This window comes from Pelagerythrobacter marinus, assembly GCF_009827515.1.
In the GTDB taxonomy this organism is placed as follows: Bacteria; Pseudomonadota; Alphaproteobacteria; order Sphingomonadales; family Sphingomonadaceae; genus Pelagerythrobacter; species Pelagerythrobacter marinus.
In genome coordinates, this window is record NZ_WTYO01000001.1 from 694,276 (window position 1) to 720,094 (window position 25,819).

Below are 25,819 nucleotides of genomic sequence, written 5' to 3' on the forward strand. Positions count from 1 at the left end.
GTTACAGATCGATCAGCATCCGCGTCGGATCCTCGATCGCTTCCTTGATGATCTTGAGCGCGGTGACCGCCTCGCGCCCGTCGATCAGGCGGTGATCGTAACTGAGCGCGATGTACATCATCGGCCGGATCTCGACCTTGCCGTCGATCGCCACCGGGCGATCCTCGATCCGGTGCAGGCCCAGAACGGCGCTTTGCGGCGGGTTGATGATCGGCGTGCTCATCAGCGATCCGAACACGCCGCCGTTGGAGATGGTGAAGGTGCCGCCCTTCATGTCTTCCATCGTCAGCGTGCCGTCGCGGGCGCGCTTGCCGAAGTCGGCGATGTCCTTCTCGATCCGCGCGAAGCCCTTGGCCTGGGCATCGCGGATCACCGGCACGACCAGCCCGTTGGGCGCGCTGACGGCGACCGAGATATCGACGTAGTCGTGATAGACGATCTCGTCGCCCTCGATATAGGCGTTGACGGCCGGCACGTCCTTCAGCGCGAGGCACGCGGCCTTGGCGAAGAAGCCCATGAAGCCGAGCTTGATGTCGTGCTTCTTGGCGAACAGGTCCTTGTACTTCTCGCGCGCCTCGATCACCGCGCTCATGTCCACGTCGTTGAACGTGGTCAGCAGGGCGGCGTTTTCCTGCGCGCCCTTCAGCCGCTTGGCGATGGTCTGGCGCATCCGCGTCATCTTGACGCGTTCCTCGCGCCGCTCGCCGGCCGGGGCGGGGGCCGCCGCCGCCTTGGCCTGGTCGGGCGCGGCGTCGTCGATCGTGCCGCCGCCCGATTTCTTCGCCTGGGCCGCGGCCAGCACGTCTTCCTTCGTCAGGCGCCCGTCCTTGCCGGTACCCTTGATCGTGCTGGGATCGACCCCGTGTTCCAGGACCGCGCGGCGCACGGCGGGCGAGAGGGTCTGCGCGTCGCCGGCGGGCGCATCCTTCGCGGCGGCCGGGGTCGGCTTGTCCGCAGGCGCCTCGTCCTGCTCGCGCGGGGCGACTTTCGTGCTCTCGCCGGCGGCGACGTCGTCCTCGACCGTGGCGATCACCGCGCCGACTTCGACCGTGTCGCCCACGGCCGCCTTCAGCTCGCCGATCACGCCGGCGACGGGGGAGGGGACCTCGACCGCGACCTTGTCGGTCTCGAGGCTGGCGATCGGTTCGTCGACCTTAACCGGGTCGCCCGGCTGCTTCAGCCATTCGCCGATCGTGCCTTCGGTAACCGATTCGCCCAGGGTGGGGACTTTGACTTCGCTGGCCATATTCGCGTTCCTCAAGCCTTCTTCTTGCCGGCAGCCTTGCCGTTCCGCGCGGCCTCGCCGCCATCGTTGAGACCCAGCGCCATCGAGACGAGGCAGCGCTGCTGCTCCTCGTGCCGCCTGGCGAGGCCGGTTGCGGGGGAGGCGGCGACTTCGCGGCCCGCGTAGCGCGGGCGCATGCCGTCATGCCCGGCGGCGGCGAGCGCTTCCTCGATCTGGCTCTCGACGAAGAACCACGCGCCGTTGTTCTTGGGCTCTTCCTGGCACCAGATCACCTCTTCGAGGTTCGTCATCCGGCCGAGGCGCACCGCCAGGGGTTCGCCGGGGAAGGGATAGAGCTGCTCGATCCGCACGATCGAGACATCGTCCAGCCCGGCCTCGTCGCGCTTCTCGATCAGGTCGTAGGCGACCTTGCCGCTGCACAGCACGAGGCGCCGGATCTTCTTGTCCTCGATATCCGTCGTGTCGCTGACGATGCGGCGGAAATGGCTCTCGCCCAGGAATTCCTCGGCCGCGCTCTTGGCCATCGGGTGCCGCAGCAGCGACTTGGGCGTCATGATGATCAGCGGCTTGCGGAACGAACGCTTCATCTGCCGGCGCAGGACGTGGAAATAGTTGGCCGGCACGGTGATGTTGCAGACGCAGATATTGTCGTTCGCGCACAGTTGCAGGAACCGTTCGAGCCGGGCGGACGAGTGTTCCGGCCCCTGGCCTTCGTAGCCGTGCGGCAGGAGCATCACGAGCCCGTTCGCGCGCAGCCACTTGACCTCGCCGCTGGCGACGTACTGGTCGATCATGATCTGCGCGCCGTTGGCGAAATCGCCGAACTGCGCTTCCCACAGGACCAGCGTTTTCGGGTCCGCCATGGCGAAACCGTATTCGAAGCCGAGCACGCCGTATTCGCTCAGCGGGCTGTCGTAGACCTCGAACTTGCCGTGGGGCAGCTGCGTCAGCGGGATGTACTTGTGCTCGTCGGTCTGGTCGATCCAGACCGCGTGCCGCTGGCTGAAGGTGCCGCGGCCCGAATCCTGCCCCGACAGGCGCACGCCGTACCCTTCGGTGACGAGGCTGCCGAAGGCGAGCGCCTCCGCCGTCGCCCAGTCGAAGCCCTCACCGGTGTCGAACATCTTGCGCTTGGCGTCGAGCACGCGGCCCAGCGTGCGGTGGATCGTCAGGTCATCCGGCACTTCGGTCAGCGTGCGGCCGAGGCTGTCGAACAGCTTGTCGGAAACGGCGGTCTCGACGTTGCGGCGCGCGGTTTCCGGGTCGGCCGGCTTGTTCAGCCCGGCCCAGCGCCCGCCGAACCAGTCGGCCTCGTTCGGCTTGTAGCTCTTGGCCGCCTCGAACTCGTCTTCCAGCTCCTTGACGAACTCGGCCGAAAGCCGGTCGCGCTCGCCTTCGTCGATCACGCCTTCTTCCACCAGGCGGGCGGCGTAGATCTCGCTCACCTTCGGGTGGCTCTTGATCGCGTCGTACATCAGCGGCTGGGTGAACTTGGGCTCGTCGCCCTCGTTGTGGCCGAACCGGCGATAGCACCACATGTCGATCACGATGTCGCGGCCGAAGCGCTGGCGATACTCGACCGCCAGCTTGCATGCGAACGTCACCGCTTCGGGATCGTCGCCGTTGACGTGCAGGATCGGCGCCTGGACGCCCTTCGCCACGTCGGACGGATAGGGCGAGGAGCGCGCGAACTGCGGGCTGGTGGTGAAGCCGATCTGGTTGTTGATGACGAAGTGGATGCAGCCGCCGGTATTGTACCCGCGGACCCCGGAAAAGCCGAAGCATTCCCACACGATGCCCTGGCCGGCGAAGGCCGCGTCGCCGTGGATCAGCACGGGCAGGACCTGCTCGTGCTTCTTCAGGTCGTCGCGGATCGCCTGCTGGGCGCGGGTCTTGCCGAGGACCACCGGGTCCACCGCTTCCAGGTGGCTGGGATTGGGGACCAGCGACATGTGCACGTCGATCCCGTCGAACTCGCGATCGGTGCTGGTGCCCAGGTGATACTTGACGTCGCCCGATCCGCCCACGTCTTCCGGGTTGGCGCTGCCGCCGGAAAATTCGTGGAAGATCACCTTGTACGGCTTGCCCATCACGTTCGCGAGCACGTTCAGCCGGCCGCGGTGGGCCATGCCGTAGATGATCTCGCGCACGCCCGACTGGCCGCCGTACTTGATCACGGCTTCCAGCGCGGGGATCATCGATTCGCCGCCGTCGAGGCCGAAGCGCTTGGTGCCGACGTATTTCTTGGCGAGGAACGCCTCGTACTGTTCGCCGCGAACGACCGCGGCCAGGATCGCCCGCTTGCCTTCCGGCGTGAACTGGATGACGTCTTCGGGCCCTTCGAACTTTTCCTGCAGGAAACGCCGTTCCTCGACATCGGCGATGTGCATGTATTCGAGGCCGACCTTGCCGCAGTAGTTCGCCCGCAGCAGCTCGGCCAGTTCGCCGACGGTCACCCATTCGCGGCCGAGCAGCCCGCCGACGAAGACTTCCTTGTCTTCCTGCCCGTCGAAGCCGTGCCATTCCAGCGTCAGGTCTTCGGGCAGCTCGCGGTTGCCCAGGCCCAGCGGGTCGAGGTCGGCCGCCATGTGGCCGCGCACGCGGTAGAGCCGGATCAGCAGCATGGCGCGGATCGAATCCGACGCCGCTTCCTCGATCGCCTTGGGATCGGTGGCCTTGCCGGCCTTTTCCGCCGCGGCCTTGACCGCGATCTTCATCGCGGTCGGGTCGAGCGCCTGGGTCAGGTCGCTCTCGGCGTCGATCCCGGTCAGCGGCCAGCGCGGGTTGCCCCAGCTCGGCCCCGGCTGCGGGCCGTCTTGCCCGGCCAGTTCGGGGAGGAAATCGTGGTTCTCGTTGCCCATCCGGGTCACCTCTAACGCCGACGGTCGTGCCGGCTTACCATGGCAATGCCTCGGCGGCGCGGACGCTCCCGGGGAGGAAGGCGACCCGCGCCGGACGTCAGGCGAGTTCCTTCAGCATCGCGTCGAGCGTGGTGCCGAGTTCGCTGGGCGAGGGGGAAACACGGATGCCCGCCTTCTCCATCGCGGCGATCTTGTCGTCCGCGCCGCCCTGGCCGCCCGAAACGATCGCCCCGGCGTGGCCCATGCGGCGGCCCGGGGGGGCCGTGCGGCCGGCGATGAAGCCGACCATCGGCTTCTTGCGGCCCTTCTTCGCCTGGTTGGCGATATATTCTGCCGCCTCTTCCTCGGCCGATCCGCCGATCTCGCCGATCATGATGATCGACTTGGTCTCGTCGTCGGACAGGAACAGGTCGAGCACGTCGATGAAGTTGGTGCCGTTGACCGGGTCGCCGCCGATCCCGACCGCGGTGGTCTGGCCCAGCCCGACCTGCGTGGTCTGGTGCACGGCCTCGTAGGTCAGCGTGCCCGAGCGGCTGACGACGCCGACCGAACCCTTCTTGAAGATCGAGCCGGGCATGATGCCGATCTTGCACTCGCCGGGGGTCAGCACGCCGGGGCAGTTGGGGCCGATCAGGCGGCTCTTGCTGCCTTCCAGCGCGCGCTTGACGCGCACCATGTCGAGCACCGGGATGCCTTCGGTGATCGCGACGATCAGCTCCATCTCCGCGTCGATCGCTTCCAGGATCGAATCCGCGGCGAAGGGCGGGGGAACGTAGATGCAACTCGCGGTCGCGCCGGTCGCGGCCTTCGCCTCGGCCACGGTGTTGTAGACCGGCAGGCCGATATGCTCGGTACCGCCTTTGCCCGGCGTCACGCCCGCCACCATCTGCGTCCCGTAATCGAGCGCCTGCTGGGTGTGGAACGTGCCGGTGTCACCGGTCATGCCCTGGGTGATGACCTTGGTGTTCTTGTCTACGAGAATGCTCATTGCGTGTCCATTTCCTTGAATTCGCGCGCGATCTGACGCCAGGTGCCCTGCGACTCTGGTTCCAATTCTTCTCCGGGGAAGTGGATTTCGCCGCTTCCTTCATCGCCGCTCACGTCATAAAATCCCACTCCGTGTTTGACAGCTAAACTTCGGACGAGGGGATAACTAGTTCGGCTTCTGACCAGCGAAATCCCGCATAAATTACATGATGCCCGATGCAATAATCACCAAGCCGATCCTCGACCCCCGGTTTCATTAGATCTTGGTCGGTCACTGATTCCGGACCGTTCATATTCGGGTAGCTCTGGCGAATATCCTCGTACCATGCGGCGAGAGCCGCCGTGGTATTTGTTGGATCATCGTAGGAGTGACCCTCCGACCACTCCGCTTGATGATGGTACCATTCAACGAAAGCAGCCCGCTCACGCGGTGCAACCTCTGCGTCAAAAACCATCAAATCGTAGCTCATAGCGTCTTCCTCACGCCAGCGAGCTATCGATGCCCTTGCACGCTTCGAGCAGTTCCTTGACCGCGTCGACGCTGACCTGGAAGTTGACCTTGGCCTCGTCGTTCAGTTCGATCTCGACCACGCGCTCGACGCCGTTCGCGCCGATCACGATCGGCACGCCGACGTAGAGGCCGTCGACGCCGTACTGGCCGGTCAGGTGCGCGGCGCAGGGCAGGACGCGCTTCTTGTCCTTCAGGTAGGCTTCGGCCATCTGGATCGCGCTGGTCGCCGGCGCGTAGTAGGCGGAGCCATTGCCGAGCAGCTGGACGATCTCGCCGCCGCCCTTGCGGGTGCGATCGACGATCGCGTCCATCTTTTCCTGGGTGGACCAGCCCATCTTGATCAGGTCGGGCACCGGGATGCCGGCGACGGTCGAATACTCAAGGATCGGGACCATCGTGTCGCCGTGCCCGCCGAGCACGAAGGCGGTGACGTCTTCCATCGAGACGTCGAACTCCTCGGCCAGGAAGTGGCGGAAGCGCGCGGAATCAAGCACGCCGGCCATGCCGACGACCTTGTTATGCGGCAGGCCGGAGAATTCGCGCAGCGCCCAGACCATCGCGTCGAGCGGGTTGGTGATGCAGATCACGAAAGCGTCGGGGCAGTTGGCCTTGATGCCTTCGCCGACCGCCTTCATCACCTTGAGGTTGATGCCGAGCAGGTCGTCGCGGCTCATGCCCGGCTTGCGCGGCACGCCCGCGGTCACGATCACCACGTCGGCGCCGGCGATGTCCTTGTAGTCGCTCGTGCCCTTGAGGTTCGCGTCGAAGCCTTCGACCGGGCCGGCCTGGCTGAGGTCCAGCGCCTTGCCGGCGGGCATTCCCTCGGCAATGTCGAACAGGACGACGTCGCCCATTTCCTTCATCGCTGCGAGGTGGGCAAGGGTGCCGCCGATCATGCCGGCGCCGACGAGGGCAATCTTTTTGCGGGCCATGGTTGAGCTGAGTGTCCTTCACGCTACGCGGGACAGCCGATGCCTGGCCGTGAGATGCGCGGCCCCCCTGTCCCGCGGGAAGGCCACGCGCGGCGAACGGCAGCCGACCTAGGCCGGGGGCAAACCGATTGCAACCCGGGAAAGTCGAGCGAAGTCAACTATCTTTGCAACTAGTTTGCAATTGCAATAGCATCGGCGTGTCCGGCAGGCGCGCCGTCAGATCGCGATCCGCTGCGGCGTCTCCTCGTCGCGCTCCTGCGCCAGCAGCATGGCGGCGAGGTAGTCGGGCACGGCGCGGCTGAAGTAATAGCCCTGGCCGAGCGTGCAGCCGGCTTCGCGCACGGCGGTGACCTGCTCGATCGTCTCGAGCCCTTCGGCCACGATTTCCATGTCGAGCTGCGCGCCCATTTCGGCGACCGCGCGGATGATCGCCTCCGTCCGGCGCGAGACATCGGGGCCGGAGACGAAGCTGCGATCGACCTTGATCTTCTTGAACGGGTACTTGTTGACGTAGGAAAGCGAGGAATAGCCGGTGCCGAAATCGTCGAGCGCGAAGCGCACGCCGCGGGCCGAAAGGTCGCGGATGAAGGCATCGGTCGCCTCGCTGTCGTCGAGGAACAGGCTCTCGGTCACTTCCAGCTCCAGCCGCGTCGGGTCCAGCCCGGCCTCGCGCAGGGCGCTGACGATGCCGAGCGCCGCGCCCGGCGCCTTGATCTGGAGCGAGGACAGGTTGACCGCGATCGTCACGTCTTCGGGCCACTGCGCGGCGGCCTTGGCCGCCTGGGCCGTGATCCAGTTGCCCAGCGTCACGATCACCCCGGTTTCCTCGGCCACCGGGATGAATTCGTCGGGGCGCATCTCGCCCTTCTGCGGGTGGAACCAGCGCACCAGCGCCTCGAACGTGCGGATGCGGCCGGTCGCGAGGTCCACGATCGGCTGGAAGAAGATCGACAGCTCGTTCTTCTGGATCGCGCTGCGCAGTTCGGCCTCGATCTCGCGCCGGCGGGCGAGGTCGCGGCTCATCGAGCTGTCGAAGAAGCAGGTCTGCCGCCGCCCGTTGACCTTGGCGTGATAGAGCGCGAGGTCCGCGGCCTGCATCACGCTGTCGGCATCGGGCCCGTCCTCGGGCAAGACGGCGACGCCCAGCGAGGCGCCGATTTCCAGCCGTTCGCCGTCGATCCGCACCGGGCGCATGATCTCGGCATGGACTTCGCTTGCCAAGCGCATGCAGTCGGCCCGGCTCTCGATCTCGCAGAAGACGATGAACTCGTCGCCGCCGAAGCGCGCGACCGTGGTGCCGCTGGGCGTGATTTCCTGCAGCCGCCGCGCGACCGTCTGCAACACGCGGTCGCCGACCGGGTGGCCGAGCAGGTCGTTCACTTCCTTGAACCGGTCGAGGTCGATCCAGATCAGGCCCATCATCTGGTCCTCGTCGATCTCCATCAGCTTCTCCACGATCTCGTGGTTCAGCCCGGCGCGGTTGGCGAGGCCGGTGACGGTATCGGTCCGGGCGAGCTGCTGCATCTTGGTCGCCAGCCGGGCGCTGGTTTCGGCCGCCGCGATATTGTCGCGCAGCAGGTGGAACACGCTCATCGTGATCGAGGCCATGGCCGGGACCATCAGCAGGATCGTGATCGCGAAGACCAGGAAGGGCAGCGACTGGAGATAGAGACAGGCGAGGCTGATCGGCAAGCAGACCAGGACCAGCTGGCCGATCGCGATCACCGGGCGGCCCGCGTTGCGCGCGCAGATCGCGATGCCGTAACCGATCGCGTTGGCCGCCATCATCACCTCGGCCGCCGGATCGACTTCGAGGATCAGCGCGGTCGCCGTCGCCGTCCCCAGCAGGAGCGCATAGGTGAAGGCACCGACCTCGTAGATCTTTTCCAGCGTGCTGGTGCTGGCATCGCTGTCGGGCGAAATGCCGAACGCGAGCGTGACGCGCACCGCCGCGACCAGGCACAGCGCGGCGCTGAGCCCGTACATGGCCGCGGAATCGCTGACGTAGGCGACGACCAGCGAGGAGACGATCCCGCTCGCCGCGCCGGCGGCCAGGCTGCTCGGCTGGGTATAGAGGGTGCGAACGAGGATACGGCGGACGCGTTCGGACAACGCATCGCCTTTCTGGAAATAGGACAAGGCCCTGGTGACCTTCCCCCGGGGTTCGCAGCTCGCCATGAAGACACCGTTACCCCAAAATTGGTCACCGCATAGTTAAGAGGTGCCTTACACCCCTTGCCGGTGGCCGCTGGAAGGCGGTGGAAACCCTACTGCGGGAGGGTTTCGTTCGCCGAGGGCGCGACCCCCTCGGTCCGCAGGCCGGCGGCCGTCGTCCGCTCCAGACCGCGGGCGAGCCGCGCGTCGAGCGTGCGGCAGATGCCGTGCCACCAGTCGTACGAAGCGCGGTCGCCGGCGAAGAAGGCGCGCTCGGCCTGGCGGCGCGCCTCGCGCGCGGCGCCCAGGCCATGGCGGGCGAAGTGGTGGAGCGCGGCATGCAGCATCCGGTCGTTGCCCCGTTCGGTGCAGTTGTCATTGGCCGCGCGACCGGGCTTGCGCCGGCGCAGCGCGCGGGCAAGGGGGCTCTGCGTCGAACGGCGCGATGCGGCGAAATGGACCGTCATGACAAGGTGGGCCTTCCGGTATGCTCTTCGCGGCTGGCGGCAAAGGCGGGTTGCGACTTGCGCGCCGCTCTAGGCGCGGCAGCCCTAAGCAGGGGTTTTGCCCTAGGGTTTCCGCCGCTTTAACGATTTGCGCCCGATCGGGGCGCAGGGCCGAGAGCAAAGGGGCGCGAGCGACCGGCTGGCAAGAAAGCCTTGCGGGGAAGCCTTGCGAAAAGGCCTCAGGGGCGGGCGATCCAGCGCCCGCTGTTCGCATATTCGGGCTTCACCCCGCCGCCGCCCGGCAGGTTGCCGCCGGCGGCGTCGGCCGCGCCTTCGCCCGGTCGCGCGGCCTGTCCGGCAGGCGCGGGGCCGGGGAGGAGGGGCGGAGTGGCGGCGCGCGTGTCGGGAACGGCCCGGCCCGGCGCGGGCACGTCGCGCGCGGCGGCGAGCGCGGCGCCGGCGGCATCGCCGCGCGGGGCGGCCGCGACCGGCTCGCTCCCGCGATAGGCGGCGGTGAAGGCGGCCGGGCGGCCGGCCGATCCGCGCCAGCGGTAGAACCGGTGCGCGCCGATCACCCCGACGGTGTCGAGGCTCGGCGCCCAGTAGGGGTTGATCCAGATCGTGTGGTAATGGGTCGCCAGGCCGACCGGGGCATAGACGTCGCCCGAAAGCGCCTGCCGCGCGACCCGCAGCGCGCGGTCCCAGGCCGCCTTGACCGGCCTGCGCGCGAGCGAGCCGTCGCAGGTGAAGGTGAACTGGCAGCCGGTCCTGCGCTCGCTGCCCTGGAAAACGACGCCGCACACGCTGTTCGGATAGGTCGGGTGCGCCACGCGGTTGAGCACGACCTGGGCGACGGCTTTCTGCCCGCCCAGGGTCTCGCTCGCCGCCTCGTAATAGACGGCGCTGGCCAGGCAATGCAGCGCGCGGGCGCGGTCGATCGCGCTGCCGCCGCCGGTGAAGCTGCGCGCGGCCGGGCCGGCGGTGCGCGCCGCGGCCAGTTCGGCCGCCTCGCCATCGCCGGTGCCGGTGGGGTCGAACACCGCGGCGAGGTCGTCGCGCGCCGACGGCACGACGCGCGGGCTGTCTTCGAGGAAGTAGAACGCCGAACCGGGGAACGAATGGCCGGCGCGTTCGAACGGCATCGGGCGGACGGTTTCTGCCGGCGCGGGCTGGGCCGCGGGCTGGCCGAACGCGTGCCAGTCGTCCGGCGCGGCCATCGCCGGCACGCCTAGCGCCGCGGCGATCGCGAGGATGCGCCGCCCGCGATGCCGCCCGGCCGGGCCGCCGCGCAGCAGGCGCGACCAGGCGCTCGCCGGCTTGCGGCGGGTGCGATCGGTCCTGGCCGGGCCGTGGTGCAAGCTGCGTCCTTTCGGTTGTCCGCCGCCGGGTGCGGGCGCGCCCCGGGCGCGTAGCAGCGCAAATGATGAACTGCGAACGCGCCGTCTCCCCCGTCCCTTGGCGGGACAGGTCGCAAGCGGCGGTTAAGCGGCGTGGCTAGCGAGAGGTTAACGCGCGCCCCGCTTGCCCGGGCCCGACGGCGCGGCTAAGGGCCGCCGCACGTCACGGGTTGTCCGCCCGCCCGCAAGGCGGCGGACCGAAGAGGGAAGGGGGTAGAAGCCCCCGCTGCCCCCGCAACTGTGACCGGGGAGTGCCCGTTCGGCAAGCCACTGGGGAACCGGGCCACCGGCAAACCGGGAAGGCGAAGCGCGGCGCGTCGATCCGGGAGCCAGGAGACCTGCCCGCCGACGGTCGTTCGTGCTGCCGGGCGGGGTGTACCGGAAGCAAGCGGAAGGGGCATGCGCCCCCGTTCCGTCATGGGCGACATTCGTTCGTGACAGGAGTATCCCATGCGTAACCACTTGATTTTTGGCACCAGCATCCTTGCGCTCTCCGCGCCTCTCGCGGCGCAGGAGGCAGCCGACCCCTATGGCCAGTTCCGGCCCGAAGAGACCGAGATCACCGTCACCGCCACCGGCACCCGGATCGAGGTGGAGGACACCGGCCAGCCGGTCACCGTGATCGGCCGGGACGAGATCGAAAGCGTCCAGGGCGCCGACCTGACCCGCGTGCTGGAGCGAGTGCCCGGCCTGTCGTTCAGCCGCAACGGCGGCCCGGGCGCGGTGACCGGCGTGCGCCTGCGCGGGGCGGAGGGCGAGCAGCTCCTCGTCATCGTCGACGGGGTGCGCGTGTCCGACCCGGCGGCGCCCGGCGGCGGGTTCGATTTCGGCAACCTGCTCGCCACCAACCTCGGCAAGGTCGAGGTCCTGCGCGGGTCGAACTCCACGATCTGGGGCTCGGACGCGATCGGCGGGGTCCTGGTCGCCAGCACGCGCAGCGAAACCGGGCTGGAGGCGAGCGCCGAGTACGGATCGCGCGATACGCTGACCGGCGCGGTTTCCGGCGGCGTCGGCGGCACGGCCGGGTTCCTCGGCGGATCGGCCAGCTATTACCGCACCGACGGCTTCTCCCAGGCGGCCAGCGGCACCGAGCCCGACGGCTTCGAGCAATGGGCCGTCAACGGCCACGGGCGGCTCTACCTCACCCCCGGGTTCGAGGTCTTCGCACGCGGCCGCTGGGCCGAAGGCGACCTCGATCTCGACGGTTTCCCGCCGCCCGATTACGCGCTGGCCGACACCGAGGATACGCAGCACACGCGCCAGTACTCGGCATCGGCCGGCGCGGTCTACGACGCGGGGCCGCTGTTCGTCAGCGCCGCCTATTCCTTCGCCGATACCGAGCGCGCGAACCGCAGCGAGGGTGTGGACGATCCGACTTTCGCCAGCGACGGCCATTCGGACCGGGTCGAGCTGCGCGGCGAATGGCGCCCGATCGGGCCGCTGCTGGTCAATTTCGGAGCGGAGAACGAGTGGAGCGACTATCGCACGCTGACCGACGACGCGCGGCACAGCACGCGGATCTTCGGCGCCTATGCCCAGCTCGGGATCGAGATGGGGCCGCTTTCGGCCCATGCCGGCGCCCGGCTCGACGATCACGCCCGCTTCGGCAGCGAGACGAGCTTCGGCGCGGACGTCAGCTATGCCCTGGCCGGCGACCTGCGCCTGCGCGCGAGCGTGGGCGAAGGGTTCAAGGCGCCGACGCTCTACCAGCTCTATTCCGACTACGGGAACGAGGCGCTCCAGCCCGAACGGAGCACCAGCTACGACATCGGCCTGGTCCACGGCGACCGGTCGCTGTCGGGCACGCGCTTCTACGGCGCGGTCACCGCGTTCCGCCGCGATGCGCGCAACCAGATCGAGTTCGCCAGCTGCTGGCAGAACCCGGCCCCGCTCTGCGCCGATCGCCCGTTCGGCTTCTACGACAATATCGGCCGCGTCCGGGCCGAGGGGATTGAGGTCGAACTGGGTGCGCGCCCGTCCGATCGCTGGGTCACTCGCGCGGTCTATGCCTGGGTCGATACCGAGAACCGCACCGCCGGTTCGGCGAACGAGGGCAATGTCCTCGCCCGCCGTCCGCGCCACACGCTGACGCTGTCGGCCGACTGGGAAAGCCCGCTGGCCGACTTCACCCTGGGCGGCGACGTGCGGCTGGTGAGCGATTCGTTCGACAATGCCAGCAACCTGACCCCGCTCGACGGCTATGCCCTCGCGAGCCTGCGCGCGGCGCTGCCCTTCGGCGAGCGGTTCGAGCTGTTCGGCCGGGTCGAGAACCTGTTCGACACCGAATACCAGACGGCGGCTGGCTATGCGACGGCGGGCCGCAGCGCCTACGTCGGCGCGCGCGCGCGGTTCTGATCCGCCGCAAAGTCTGAAGCACGAAAAAGCGCCCGGCCTCGCGGTGAGGCCGGGCGCTTTTCTGTTTCGCTCTCTCTCCGTCTCGCGTCATGCTGAACTCGTTTCACCATCCATCGCGCCTTCATGGGCTGAGTCCCGAGAGGACGAATGGACCCCGAAACGAGTTCAGGGTGACGGGGGGCGGCGCCGCGGGCCGCCCCTCAGGAGCGCTTACCCCCTCAGTCCTCGGTCGTTTCGGGCGGCAGCGGGCCGTCCGACGTGGTCGGTTCGGCTTCCGCCTCGCCGCCCAGCAACCCGCGAGCCTCGAGCATCGGCGTCACGTCGGGCTGGCGCCCGGCGAAGTTCTCGAACATCTTGAAATAGTCCATCGTCCCGCCGCGGCTGAGCACGGTCTTGCGATAGTGATCGCCGTTCGCGCGCGTCAGCCCGCCGTTGTCGAGGAACCACTGCCGGCTGTCGCGGTCGAGCATCTCGGTCCAGAGGTAGGAATAGTACCCCGCGCTGTAACCGGCCGGGCTGGAGAAGATGTGGTTGAAATAGGTCGAGCGATAGCGCGGCGGCACCAGGTCCACTTCCAGCCCCAGTTCCTCCAGCGCGCTGCGTTCGAAGGCATCGACTTCCTCGGGCGTGTCGATCGCCGCCGCTTCCTCGGCGCTCAGCGCGTGCCACTTCATGTCGAGCAGCGCGGCCTCGACCACTTCGCCGAAATCGTATCCCTGGTTGAACTTGGCCGCGGCCTCGATCTTCTCGACCAGCTCGGCCGGGATCGTCTCGCCCGTTTCGTAGTGCTTGGCATAGTTGCGCAGGACCTCGGGATATGTCGCCCACAGCTCGTTCACCTGGCTCGGGTACTCGACGAAATCGCGCGCGGTCGCCGTGCCCGAGAGGCTGGCGTATTTCTGGTCGGCGAAGAAACCGTGCAGCGCGTGGCCGAACTCGTGGAACAGCGTGTTGACGTTGTCGAAGCTGACCAGCTGCGGTTCGCCGTCGGCGGCCTTGGGGATGTTGAGCACGTTGTAGATCACCGGCTTGGTGCCGTAGAGGTGGCTCTGGTCCACGAAGTTGCTCATCCACGCGCCGCCGCGCTTGCTCGGCCGCTGGAAGGGATCGAAATAGAAGATCCCCAGCTCGCTGCCATCGGCATCGAACACGGTATAGGTCGTCACGTCGGGGTGGTAGACCGGCAGGTCGGTGCGCTGTTCGAACGACAGGCCGTAGAGCTTGTTCGCGGCGTAGAACACGCCGTTTTCGAGCACGCTGGTCAGTTCGAAATAGGGCTTAACCGCGTTCTCGTCGATGTCGTACTTCGCCTTGCGGACTTTCTCGGCATAGCGATACCAGTCCCACGGGCGCACGTCGAAATCGCCGCCTTCGGCCCGGATCTGCTCGTTCAGCAAGGCCGCCTCGCGCCGCTGGGTCGCGGCGAGGGCGGGGACCATCTGCTCCATGAAATCGAGCGCGGTCTTCGGGTTCTTGGCCATGCGGTCGTACATGACGTAGCTCGCCCAGTCGGGCTGGCCGAACAGGGCCGCCTTCTGCGCGCGCAAGCCGGCGATTTCGGCCAGCAGGGTGCGCGTGTCGTTCTCGCCGCCGCGGTCCGCGCGGTGATAGCTGTTCATGAACAAGGCCTCGCGCGTGGCGCGGTCTTCCAGCTCGGGCAGGAGCGGCTGCTGCGTCGTGTTCTGCAGCGCGATCACGTACTTGCCATCCAGCCCGCGCTCGGTCGCCAGCTTGGCGGCAGCCTCGATATCGGCATCGGACAGGCCGGCGAGCTGGGCCCTGCTGTCCACCACCAGCGCGCCGTCCACCGTCGCCTGGCGCACTTTCTGCGAAAACTCGGTGGTCAGTTCGGACAGGCGCGAATTGATCGCCTTCACCTGTTCCTTCTGCGCCGGGTCGAGCAGGGCGCCGGCATGGACCATCTGGTCGTAGGTTTCTTCCAGCAGCTTGGCGTCTTCCGGCGTCATCGTCATCGCCGCGCGGTTGTCGTACACCGCCTTGACCCGCTGGAACAGCACCGGATCGAGCGTGATCGCGTCCGAATGCTGCGACAGCTTGGGGCCGATCTCGGCCTGGACCGCGTCGAGCGTGTCGTTGGTGTTCGCGCCGGTCAGCGCGTAGAACACCGTCGCCACCCGGCCGAGCATCCGGCCCGAGGTTTCGAGCGCGACGATCGTGTTCTCGAACGTCGGCGGCTCGGGGTTGTTCTTGATCGCCTCGATCTCGGCGCTGTGGATCGCCATCGCCTGTTCGAAGGCGGGCTTGTAATCGCTATCGTCGATCTGCGTGAAATCGGGCGCGTGGAACGGCAGGCTGCTCGCTTTCGCGAAATAGCCGGTTGCCTCGGGAATCGCGCTCTCGGCAGCGGCAGTATCGGCGGAATTCACGGCACCCTCCTCGATCGTGGAGCACCCGGCGAGTGCGAATGCGATGGTGGCCAGGATATGGGCCTTCATGGTCTCTCCAATCGTGTGTCGGGCCGGGCGCGGGGCACCGGGCAGGACAGGTTTGCTGCTGCGCGTTGAACCGGAGATCGGGGGCGAATGCAAGGACTTGCCGACGAACGGCAGGCGCCGCGTCAGCCGAGGGGGAAATCCTCCAGCCGTGCGTAGTCCGATCCGCCCGCCGTCAGCCGGCTTTCATAGAGCGCGAAGCATTCGACGGGCCAGGGCTCGGTGGCCAGCAGGGCATTGTCGGCCAGCCAGCCGCCGATCGGCCCGCTGGAGGCATTGAGCCGGGCAAGCGTGACGTGGGGCACGAACTTGCGCGTTTCCGGTACCAGGCCGGCCGCGCGGCAGGCGCGTTCGACCCGCCGCTGGAGAATGGCGAGCGGCTCGCTCGGGGCGAGGGCCGCCCAGACCGCGTGCGGCCGCCCCTTGCGCGCGAAATGCCCGACCCCGCGGATCGCGAGTTCGAAGGCCGGCGCCCGCACCGCGGACAGCGCGGCGACGAGATCCTCGGCCACCGGCGGATCGATCTCGCCGGCGAAACGCAGGGTGAGATGCAACTGCTCCTCCCCCTGCCAGCGCGCGCCCTCGATCCCGTCCATCGCGTCCAGCAACCGGTCGCACACCGTTTCGGGCAGGGGCAGGGCAACGAACAGGCGATGCATGCGCCCCGCCTAACAGAACCCGCGCCGCGCGTGGACCCCGTTGGGGCGGCACGCGTTGCATCACCGGCGACAGGCCCCACATCCAGCGCCGCCCCGCCGCGATCGCGGCGCCCGGGGGCGGGCGGTCCGCGCCCGTTGCCCCCACTTGACCCGGGCGAACAATTCAGGAACACGGCTTCGCATGGCACTTACCCAGATTTCCGTCCGCGGCGCGCGCGAGCATAACCTCAAGGGCATCGATATCGATCTGCCGCGCGACAGCCTGATCGTGATCACCGGCCTTTCCGGCTCGGGCAAGTCGAGCCTCGCCTTCGACACGATCTACGCCGAGGGGCAGCGGCGCTACGTCGAATCGCTCAGCGCCTATGCGCGCCAGTTCCTCGAGATGATGCAGAAGCCCGATGTCGAGCATATCGACGGGCTCTCACCCGCGATCTCGATCGAGCAGAAGACCACCAGCCGCAACCCACGCTCCACCGTCGCCACCGTTACCGAGATCTACGACTACATGCGCCTTCTGTGGGCGCGCGTGGGCGTGCCCTATTCGCCCGCCACCGGCCTGCCGATCGAGGCGCAGACCGTCTCCAACATGGTGGACCGGGTCATGGACTTGCCCCAGGGCACGCGGCTCTACCTGCTCGCGCCGGTGGTGCGCGGGCGCAAGGGCGAATACCGCAAGGAACTGGCCGAATGGCAGAAGGCGGGCTTCACCCGCGTGCGGATCGACGGCGAACTCTACGCGATCGAGGACGCGCCCGCGCTCGACAAGAAGTTCAAGCACGACATCGAGGTCGTGGTCGACCGGCTCGCGGTGAAGGCGGGCATCGAGACCCGCCTCGCCGACAGCTTCGAAACCGCGCTCAAGCTCGCCGAAGGGCTCGCCTATGTCGATCTCGCCGATGGCGCGGTGCCCGGGCGCGAGGGCGAGGGGGACACCGCCGGCGGCGCGATGAAGGGCGCGGGGATTCCCGCCAACCGCATCGTCTTTTCGGAGAAGTTCTCCTGCCCGGTCAGCGGCTTTACGCTCGAGGAGGTCGAACCGCGGCTGTTCTCCTTCAACGCGCCGCAGGGCGCCTGCCCGACCTGCGACGGCATCGGCGAGAAGCAGCTGTTCGACCCGCGGCTGGTGGTCCCCAACGAGGCGCTCAGCCTCAAGAAGGGCGCGGTGGTGCCCTGGGCGAAGAGCAACCCGCCGTCGCCCTATTACATGCAGGTGCTCGCCAGCCTCGCGAAGGAATACGAGTTCGACCTGACCACCCCGTGGCAGGAGTTCGACCAGGAAATCCGCGACATCATCCTGTTCGGCACCAGGGGCCGCGCAATCCCGCTCACCTTCAAGGACGGGCGCAAGCAATATACCGTCAACAAGCCGTTCGAGGGCGTGATCGGCAATCTCAACCGCCGCATGCTCCAGACCGAGAGCGCGTGGATGCGCGAGGAGCTGGCCAAGTTCCAGACCGCGCAGCCGTGTGAGACCTGCGGCGGCAAGCGGCTCAACCCCAAGGCGCTCAGCGTCAAGATCCCCGGCCCCGCGGGCCCGACCGACATCGCCACCCCCACGCAGATGAGCGTCGCCGATGCCAAGGCGTGGTTCCTCGGGCTCGACGATCACCTGACCGAGCAGCAGGCGCAGATCGCGAAGGCCATCCTCAAGGAAATCAACGAGCGGCTGGGCTTCCTCGACAATGTCGGGCTCGACTATCTCAACCTCGACCGCACCAGTGGCACGCTATCGGGGGGCGAGAGCCAGCGCATCCGCCTCGCCAGCCAGATCGGCAGCGGGCTGTCGGGCGTGCTCTACGTGCTCGACGAACCCAGCATCGGCCTGCACCAGCGCGACAACGACCGGCTGCTCGAAACGCTGAAGCGCCTGCGCGATCTCGGCAACACCGTGATCGTGGTCGAGCACGACGAGGACGCGATCCGCGCCGCCGATTACGTGGTCGATCTCGGCCCCGGCGCTGGCGTCCACGGGGGCGAGGTGGTCGCCGAAGGCACGCTGAAGCAGGTGCTGAAGAACAGGAAATCGCTCACCGCCGCCTATCTCACCGGCCGCCGCGAGATCGCGGTCCCGGCCACGCGGCGCAAGGGCAACGGGCACAAGCTCACCGTCCACGGCGCGCGCGCGAACAACCTGCGCGACGTCACCGCCTCGATCCCGCTGGGCACCTTCACCTGCGTCACCGGCGTCTCGGGCTCGGGCAAGTCCAGCTTCACCATCGACACGCTCTACGCCTCCGCCGCGCGCGAATTGAACGGCGCGCGCATCGTCGCGGGCGCGCACGACAAGGTTACCGGGCTCGAATATTGCGACAAGGTGATCGAGATCGACCAGTCGCCCATCGGCCGCACCCCGCGCTCCAACCCGGCCACCTACACCGGCGCCTTCACCCAGATCCGCGACTGGTTCGCGGGCCTCCCCGAAAGCCAGGCGCGCGGCTACAAGCCCGGGCGCTTCAGCTTCAACGTCAAGGGCGGCCGCTGCGAGGCGTGCCAGGGCGACGGCCTCATCAAGATCGAGATGCACTTCCTGCCCGACGTCTACGTCACCTGCGAACAATGCGACGGCAAGCGCTACAACCGCGAAACGCTGGAGGTGAAGTTCAAGGGGCACTCGATCGCCGACGTGCTCGACATGACGATCGAGGATGCGGAAGAATTCTTCAAGGCGGTCCCGCCGATCCGCGACAAGATGCATATGCTGAACGAGGTCGGCCTCGGCTACGTCAAGGTCGGCCAGCAGGCGACCACGCTGTCGGGCGGCGAGGCGCAGCGCGTCAAGCTTGCCAAGGAACTCGCCAAGCGCAGCACCGGGCAGACGCTCTACATCCTCGACGAGCCGACCACGGGCCTCCATTTCGAGGACGTCCGCAAGCTCCTCGAAGTGCTCCACCGGCTGGTCGACCAGGGGAACTCGGTCGTGGTGATCGAGCACAACCTCGACGTGATCAAGACCGCGGACCATGTGCTCGACCTGGGGCCGGGCGGGGGCGTGCGCGGGGGTGAGGTCGTGGCGGAGGGGACGCCGGAGGAGGTGGCTGCGGTCGAGGGGAGTTACACGGGGCAGTATCTGCGTCCGATGCTGGATCGCGCAACCCGGAACGAGCCTGCCCCGGTGTAGGCTGGGGTCGGAGTAGATTGCCAAGGCGCTGGAGAGAGGTATTCAAAGCGACACCTCAAGCCGATGCTGGAGCAGCGGAGGGACGCGACGAAGTAATGCGAGAGCAGCGCAATACGTTACCTGATTTACGATCGTGGAGGAAAGTGATGCCTGCCGTACCATGTGTCAGCTAGTTGCTCATCTAGGTGCATTATCACCCATGGTTGCGCGCGATAAGGCACAATAGTCAGGTAAGCCGCTAGTAGAGCTGGAAAAGGCTCAAATGCTTTTGCCAAGCTCCAATCGCTTAATCGCACGGCCTCTTCTATTTGTTCTAACCAAGTGCTGTCAAATATCTGTTGCCCGGAATTCTCGCCTTCTTTGGAATGCTGAGGCGAGAAAAAATCGTTGTCGGGCACCCGAACAGACTCATGGAGGAGGTTGGAGTATACTCTCCAGAAATTCTTACATGTTTGCTTCCAGTTGCGTTTTGCTACCATTAAAAAAAGTGCTTTCGCGAAGTAAGATCGATTCAGCGCTATGTCGCGACTAATATCGCTTTTGTCTCCCACGATTCCTCCGGAAGTAAGGTAGAGGACTTCATCAAACCGATAGTATGGGGGGGAATTCGCAGCCAACGCGCTGTCTCGCCGACGCGCCGCCGAAATTACCGCTCCTAGCACCGAGATGAGAGCCAGATCGGGTTTACGCGTGGCATCCAGTTTTCGATATGCCCAGTATCGCACAATCATTGATGGTATGACGGCCTGACCCCAAAGGGTATTCGGGCCGAAGCTGTATTCTAGCAATTCTCTCAAGTAGGTTCGCTTCTCAGGGCTCAACTCCACGCCGAAGAGGACCAGGAACGCGCCTGCGTCAGCGATGAGGCGCCTTCTTTCGATCATAATGTCCACTTCGGCCAGCGGGTTCCGCTGTGCCCACATTAGCTTTGGATCGTAGTCAAGTTCAATCGCTTCAGATATTAAGCTGTTTGCATGCTCCGCCGCGACTTCTAGATACTCGGCAATCAAAACTGTGCCATCATCCCTGTCCGCAAGGGGGATACATCTAACTGCTGCGAGAACACTGATTAAAAACATAGAGTAGTGATCTTCGCTTTCGCGCCACGGCCTTTTTAGGATCTCCGAGAATAAGAGGCTAGCGGTAATGATCGCTCGCTTACGCGAGGCAGTCATCTTGTACGGGTCCTTCATGGCCTCCTCTATCGAGGCTGATATAAGCTGGATGTCCGGTAGATCTCGCCCTTCATGGGTGTAGACCTTCAAGACACGGCTCATAGCTTCGGGAGAAGAGGGCCATACTTTCTCAATTTGAGGCGTAAAGCGATTTAAAAGGTTACCGCGAGACCAGTATTCGACCTTGCTTGCGGCAACTCCAGGTTCCCCGCAGTGCTTGGCTACATTCTCGAAAAGCACCATCGCCGCTTCGTCAATTTCGCCGTTCGTGCAAAAGACGAAAACATGTCTCTCGTTCTTGGTAGCCTGGTATGCGTCCGGTACGAAGCTAATCATACCCTCACGAAATTGCCCGAGCAGTGACTGGGCTTCCGACTTTGAAACACGCGTGCCCGGGTTCCCTTTTAACTGAATGGCATACAGGGTTCCATCTGGAGCGCGAGCGATTACATCCTTGCCAAACTCAAGAGCCGTGTGGCGCGTGTTGTGAAGAACGTCCCAACCTTCAGAAATCAGGAGCTGGACGAAGGCCGGCTGGTATTGCCTCTCAGACTGATTATCCAGCCAAGATTCGACGAGCTTGTTCGCGATCATATTCAGCCTTCTTTTCGCATACTATCATAGACAAGCGCCGTTTGTACTCTGCTTTTTCGTGAGCCGATTGATTTCTATGCCTCTCAGCCATCCGCTCTATCTGCTGAGGTGTCAGCAAAATTGAGGGCGCTTGCCACTTCCCATCAGCATCGAAGGAGTGGGACATTGTAGACAAGGCCTCAAGGAGGAGTTCTTCGGACAACGGTTTGCCTTCTCCACTTATCACATTGCCGGATTTATCTGCACCTTCGCTGATGGCATCGATGATCTGCTTGGCAGTGCTTTGCGCAAGCTGTTGTGCCATTTCCCACAGTTTCTCGAGTACATCTTGATATGAAAACTCATCGATGGGGGCGATACGTATTTCTACAGAGCCTTCATGCTTTTCAATTTTCGTCTTATCTGTCTCGCCGCTTTCTCTCACAATCTCGCTTGCGGAGCCTTCAAAAATGCAGTGTCTCGCGATATCGGCAACGATTGGCTCGATCTCACCGACCATCTTTCGCATGATGTCGATGTTCGATTTCTCTCTTGTTGAGACAATTTTTTGGAAAGCCGGCAGCATGCTGAGAGCATAGCCGCTTTCCGCCATTACAAGTCAGGCTGGTCTCCCTTTTCCACATCTTAGTGACCTGCTAAATTCTGACCTACACGCCTCTCACTTATACTAGATCCGTTCGCTGCCCCACAAGCAGACGAACCAATGCACAATCTTCCTTTAGACCCTCAAGCACCGGGCGCGGGCCGGCTGCGCTTTGTCGCACGGGCTCAGATGCGCCGTCGCCCCCTGCCTCAAGTGCGCCTCGGTTACTTTTGACAGACTGGCGGTTCGGAGGCGCAGTGTCGGTACGCCCTCCGACCTTCACCCACCATCCACCCCAGCACCCCACAAACCATTTTCCTACAGCCCCCTGCATCGCATAAGTGGTTCGGTTCGTTCATCCATGCGGAGTCCGAACCATGATCCTCTCTCCCCTCGTTTGCGCTGAAACCCCGGGCCCGGGGGCGCCTGTGCCGGTCGGGGCGGCCGGTGGGGGCCGGCGCATGAACGCGCCCGCGACTATTCCCACGCCGAACCTGCCCGCGCTGATCGATGCGCTGCCGTCCGATTCCACGCGCGCGCCGCAGACCGAGTTCACCCGCGCGCGGCAGGTCGTGTTTCTCTCCGCGCTCGCGGCCAGCGGCTCGGCCCGGCGGGCGGCGAAGGCGGCCGGGGTCAGCCACCAGACCGCCTATCGCATGCGCCGCGCCAGCGCCGAGTTCCGCCGCGCCTGGAACGCGGCGCTGCTCGCCGCGCGCGCCGCGGCCGAAGACGTGCTCGCCTGCCGCGCGCTCGAAGGGGTGGAGGAACAGGTGTTCTACCACGGCGAAGTCGTCGCCACCCGCCGCCGTTACGATTCGCGGCTGCTGCTGGCGCACCTCGCGCGGCTCGACAAGCTGACCGAGGATGCCGCCACCTGCGCCTTCGCCGACGATTTCGAGGCCGCGCTCGACCGCTTCGCGCGCGGGGAGCCGCAGCCGGAACCGCAACCGGAGCCGCAGCCGGACCCCCGGGCCGAACCCGCCGGCGCCGCGCCCGCCGCAACGCCGCGCGAAGGGGGCGGAATTTCATCTCCAGGACAGTGTAACAGGCGGTCCATGTCTCGACCCGGAACCCCGGACGAGGGGGAGGGGCACGCGGCCGATCAGGCGGGCGACGGCGTGCCTGGCGGGGACGGGGCGGCCCGGCCGCCGGGCGCGCCGCCGCCGGGGCGCAGCCTGCCGCCCGGATACGACGCGTGGGAGCCGGACATGGACGATCCCGACCACTGGCGCGGCGGGGTCTACATCCCGCCGCTCTCCCGCCTGCTCAACGCGATGGAGGCCGAACGCCCGCCCGGCGCGCCGCTGCCGCACCAGCTGGCCCGGCGCGGGTTCGACACCGACGCGGTCGAGGCCGAGCAGGTCGCCGCCTTCGAGGCGGGGGTGGAGCGCTGGTGGCTGGTCGTCCCGCCGGAAGAGGGGGAGGACCCGGAGGCCTGGCACTTCGCGGAGGACTAGCGCCCGGCGGTGGGCGAGGGCGCGGGGAAGGCGCGGCGGGAGCCGTCGCAGCATTGGCACGGCTGGCCGATTGGGGCGGACCCGGCGCGGCGGGGCATCATTGGGGCGGGAGAGGCGGCGCGCGGCCTTCGACTCCCTCTCCCCCCTCTCCCGAGGTTCCGCGCGCCCCCTCGGTCCCTCTCAGGACCGGGCGCGCCCGCCGAAACCACCGAGGGCGGGCGCGCCCCTCCCGGGCCCCGCGCGCGGCAGGCGGCGGGGGCCGTCGGTATGTGCCGACAGGATGCGCGGTGGCAGGGGTGCTCAGTCGAGCAGGACCATCTCGACCCGGCCATGCCCGCGGCGGACAAGGCCGAGCTCGCCCGCGGCGGCGCGCGAGAGGTCGATCGTGCGGCCCTTGTGAAACGGCCCGCGGTCGTTGATCCGCACGACGACCGACTTGCCGTTGCGCGGGTTGGTCACCTTGACCCGGCTGCCGAAGGGCAGGGTGCGGTGCGCGGCGGTCATCAGGCCGGGATCGAAGATCTCCCCGCTCGCGGTCGGGCGGCCGGCAAAGCGGCGGCCGTAATAGGATGCCACCCCGGCGCCGAGCGGCTTGCCCGCCGGCTCGACCTCCACCGGCGGATCGATCGCGGCGATGTCCACCGCGCCGACGCTGGGCGCGGCCAGGGTGCGCGGCGCGGGCAGGTGGGCGAAGCTCGCCTCGAACTCGCCCCCGGTCGCGGCGCTGGCGGCGGTGACGGCAGGGCCGGTGTCGGCCAGCGCGGGGCCGCCCGCGGGCGCGGTCAGCATCAGCGCGGCGGCCAGCCCGGCGAGCTTGCGCGCGGGGATGCGGCGGTATGGTCTGGTCCCGTCCATGACGGTTCCCCCTATACCCGCTGCCGACGCCGGCCGGGACCACCTGGCCGTCCGCCTGCCCCGAAAGGCGTTCGGCTCGTCGCGCCCGGGGGAACGGTCAACCGCGATCCCGGCCCGGCGAATCGGGTGTCGCGGCGGGCATGAGGGGGGGGAGGGAGGAGCGAATGCCGGAACGGGGCGGGCGTGAAAATGGGGCCGGCATCGCTGCCGACCCCACTCTCACCGATGCGTGGTCTTCCGTCGTGGCGGACCAGTCGGGAAGCGCTTGGCGCCCGGTGTTTTCGCAAGCTATCCGGCGAACCGGACCGCCGCGTCTGTCACCGGCGCTCGCACCGGCATCCGGTTCCGTCGGGGGCGGGTCGGGCCCGGGGGCCTTCGCGCGCCTTCCGGCGGTTCCGCAGCCGGTCGATCGCGAATGGCCGGTTGTCTTAAGCGGCCTTGCGCGGCTTGCACCGTGCAGGGCCTCGACACCCGGCCGGATCGTCCGGCCCGTGACGGCAATGCTTTCGCGTTCCTCTCAAGCGGTGCCCTTGCATCCGGCCGAAGCCTTCTGCAGGTGTCCCTCGAAGACCGCGCGGACAGATGCCGCCACGTCGAACGAGTGCAAGAAACTTCAGTGTTTTCAGGCTGTTAGGCCATCAAACGCGAGGCTTTCTGCGCCCTTTCGATGGTTCGAGATTGCGCCGCGAAAGCGAGTCGCGCAAGCGCGCAAGCCCCGGGTTATCCACTATGCCCGGATTTCGCTGTGGACAGGGGTGGCTATGTCCACCGCTTGTCGCAAGATGCTAGCGGTCGCGCTTCGCCAGGAGCTTCAGCCGCAGCGCGTTGAGCTTGATGAAGCCCTGCGCATCGGCCTGGTCGTAGGCGCCGGCGTCGTCCTCGAACGTGACGTGCGCTTCGGAATAGAGCGAATGGGGCGACTTGCGCCCGACCACGGCGGCCTGGCCCTTGTAGAGCTTCAGCCGCACCGTGCCGCTGACCTTCTCCTGGCTGAGGTCGATCGCGGCCTGGAGCATCTCGCGTTCGGGGCTGAACCAAAAGCCGTTGTAGATCAGCTCCGCGTACTTGGGCATCAACTCGTCCTTGAGATGCGCCGCGCCGCCGTCGAGCGTGATCTGTTCGATGCCGCGATGGGCGCGGGCGTAGATCTCGCCGCCGGGGGTCTCGTACATCCCGCGGCTCTTCATGCCGACGAAGCGGTTCTCGACCAGGTCCAGCCGGCCGATGCCGTGCCGGCGCCCGCGGTCGTTCAGCGCCGCGAGCAGTGTCGCCGGGCTCATTGCCTCGCCGTTGAGCGCGATGCCGTCACCCTTCTCGAAGTCGATCGTGACGTATTCGGGGGTATCGGGCGCGTCCTCCGGGTGGTCGGTGCGCGAATAGACGTAGTCGGGCGTCTCCTCCCACGGGTCTTCGAGCACTTTGCCTTCGGACGAGGTGTGGAGGAGGTTGGCGTCGGTCGAGAACGGGCTTTCGCCGCGCTTGTCGGTCGGCACCTGGATCTGGTGCTTCTCTGCCCAGGCGATCAGGGCAGTGCGGCTGTTGAGGTCCCACTCGCGCCACGGCGCGATCACCTTGATGTCGGGATCGAGCGCATAGGCGGACAGTTCGAAGCGCACCTGATCGTTGCCCTTGCCGGTCGCCCCGTGCGCGATCGCATCGGCCCCGGTCTCGCGGGCGATCTCCACCAGGCGCTTCGAGATCAGCGGCCGGGCGATGCTGGTGCCGAGCAGGTAATCGCCCTCGTAGCGGGCATTGGCGCGCATCATCGGGAAGACGAAGTCGCGCACGAACTCCTCGCGCAGGTCCTCGATGAAGATGTGCTTGTCGGGGATGCCCATCGCCCGCGCCTTGGCACGCGCGGGCTCGATCTCCTCGCCCTGGCCGAGGTCGGCGGTGAAGGTCACGACCTCGAGGCCGCGTTCCACTTCCAGCCACTTGGCGATCACGCTGGTATCGAGGCCGCCCGAATAGGCGAGGACGACACGTTTCACATCGGACATTACGCTAGCACTCCGTCAATCGGCGGGGCCGGT

General features: G+C 66.7%; 17 protein-coding genes and 1 riboswitch. Of the genes, 3 read left to right on the top strand and 14 right to left on the bottom strand.

All coding sequences use genetic code 11. From position 1 onward, the window contains the following. Nucleotide 1: 1 nt before the first annotated feature. The 8 genes from odhB to GRI72_RS03490 form a co-directional block, all read right to left on the bottom strand. Nucleotides 2-1,246 (bottom strand): 2-oxoglutarate dehydrogenase complex dihydrolipoyllysine-residue succinyltransferase, encoded by a 1,245-nt coding sequence (gene odhB, locus GRI72_RS03455; RefSeq protein WP_160732511.1) that lies wholly within the window; start codon nt 1,244-1,246, stop codon nt 2-4. Between the two features lie 11 nt (nt 1,247-1,257). Further along, nucleotides 1,258-4,107: a 2-oxoglutarate dehydrogenase E1 component gene (locus tag GRI72_RS03460; protein WP_160732627.1), complete on the bottom strand. Its 2,850-nt coding sequence runs from the start codon at nt 4,105-4,107 to the stop codon at nt 1,258-1,260. 97 nt (nt 4,108-4,204) lie between these two features. Then, a complete protein-coding gene (gene sucD, locus GRI72_RS03465) occupies nt 4,205-5,095 on the bottom strand; it encodes a succinate--CoA ligase subunit alpha (protein WP_160732512.1) in 891 nt (296 codons plus the stop codon). 142 nt (nt 5,096-5,237) lie between these two features. Next, entirely contained in the window at nt 5,238-5,564 is a 327-nt protein-coding gene (locus GRI72_RS03470; protein WP_202388885.1) for a hypothetical protein, read from the bottom strand. Between the two features lie 10 nt (nt 5,565-5,574). Further along, nucleotides 5,575-6,537, bottom strand: coding sequence for a malate dehydrogenase (mdh, locus tag GRI72_RS03475; protein WP_160732513.1), 963 nt, complete (start codon nt 6,535-6,537; stop codon nt 5,575-5,577). 216 nt (nt 6,538-6,753) lie between these two features. Continuing rightward, the gene (locus GRI72_RS03480; RefSeq protein WP_237486703.1) at nt 6,754-8,649 is read right to left on the bottom strand and encodes a putative bifunctional diguanylate cyclase/phosphodiesterase; all 1,896 of its coding nucleotides are present in this window, start codon (nt 8,647-8,649) and stop codon (nt 6,754-6,756) included. 155 nt (nt 8,650-8,804) lie between these two features. Continuing rightward, entirely contained in the window at nt 8,805-9,158 is a 354-nt protein-coding gene (locus GRI72_RS03485) for a hypothetical protein (protein ID WP_160732515.1), read from the bottom strand. 218 nt (nt 9,159-9,376) lie between these two features. After that, the gene (locus GRI72_RS03490) at nt 9,377-10,495 is read right to left on the bottom strand and encodes a cell wall hydrolase (protein ID WP_237486705.1); all 1,119 of its coding nucleotides are present in this window, start codon (nt 10,493-10,495) and stop codon (nt 9,377-9,379) included. A 189-nt stretch (nt 10,496-10,684) separates the two neighbouring features. Continuing rightward, nucleotides 10,685-10,894: riboswitch (cobalamin riboswitch) on the top strand. Nucleotides 10,895-10,984: 90 nt separating this feature from the next. On the opposite strand from GRI72_RS03490, the gene GRI72_RS03495 reads away from it, so the two are divergent. Continuing rightward, nucleotides 10,985-12,889, top strand: a complete 1,905-nt coding sequence (locus GRI72_RS03495) for a TonB-dependent receptor plug domain-containing protein (protein WP_160732516.1) — start codon at nt 10,985-10,987, stop codon at nt 12,887-12,889. A 218-nt stretch (nt 12,890-13,107) separates the two neighbouring features. Here GRI72_RS03495 and GRI72_RS03500 read toward each other — a convergent pair whose 3' ends face one another. Continuing rightward, nucleotides 13,108-15,345, bottom strand: coding sequence for a M3 family metallopeptidase (locus GRI72_RS03500; RefSeq protein ID WP_160732517.1), 2,238 nt, complete (start codon nt 15,343-15,345; stop codon nt 13,108-13,110). A 122-nt stretch (nt 15,346-15,467) separates the two neighbouring features. After that, a complete protein-coding gene (gene thpR, locus GRI72_RS03505; RefSeq protein WP_160732518.1) occupies nt 15,468-16,001 on the bottom strand; it encodes an RNA 2',3'-cyclic phosphodiesterase in 534 nt (177 codons plus the stop codon). A 181-nt stretch (nt 16,002-16,182) separates the two neighbouring features. On the opposite strand from thpR, the gene uvrA reads away from it, so the two are divergent. Beyond that, a complete protein-coding gene (gene uvrA, locus GRI72_RS03510) occupies nt 16,183-19,122 on the top strand; it encodes an excinuclease ABC subunit UvrA (protein WP_160732519.1) in 2,940 nt (979 codons plus the stop codon). A 125-nt stretch (nt 19,123-19,247) separates the two neighbouring features. Here the strand turns inward: uvrA and GRI72_RS03515 are convergent, their stop codons facing one another. Together GRI72_RS03515 and GRI72_RS03520 are read right to left on the bottom strand one after the other, a co-directional pair. Next, on the bottom strand, nt 19,248-20,891 hold the full coding sequence (locus tag GRI72_RS03515) for a hypothetical protein (protein WP_160732520.1): 1,644 nt from the start codon (nt 20,889-20,891) through the stop codon (nt 19,248-19,250). Next, the gene (locus GRI72_RS03520) at nt 20,854-21,483 is read right to left on the bottom strand and encodes a hypothetical protein (RefSeq protein WP_160732521.1); all 630 of its coding nucleotides are present in this window, start codon (nt 21,481-21,483) and stop codon (nt 20,854-20,856) included. Before GRI72_RS03520 ends, GRI72_RS03515 begins: the two co-directional genes overlap by 38 nt. 452 nt (nt 21,484-21,935) lie before the next feature. Here GRI72_RS03520 and GRI72_RS03525 point away from each other — a divergent pair, with 452 nt between their 5' ends. Next, on the top strand, nt 21,936-22,931 hold the full coding sequence (locus GRI72_RS03525) for a hypothetical protein (protein WP_160732522.1): 996 nt from the start codon (nt 21,936-21,938) through the stop codon (nt 22,929-22,931). A gap of 300 nt (nt 22,932-23,231) precedes the next feature. On the opposite strand, the gene GRI72_RS03530 is transcribed toward GRI72_RS03525, so the two are convergent. Beyond that, a complete protein-coding gene (locus GRI72_RS03530; protein WP_237486707.1) occupies nt 23,232-23,786 on the bottom strand; it encodes a septal ring lytic transglycosylase RlpA family protein in 555 nt (184 codons plus the stop codon). Between the two features lie 785 nt (nt 23,787-24,571). Next, on the bottom strand, nt 24,572-25,786 hold the full coding sequence (locus GRI72_RS03535; RefSeq protein WP_160732523.1) for an argininosuccinate synthase: 1,215 nt from the start codon (nt 25,784-25,786) through the stop codon (nt 24,572-24,574). Nucleotides 25,787-25,819: the final 33 nt, after the last annotated feature.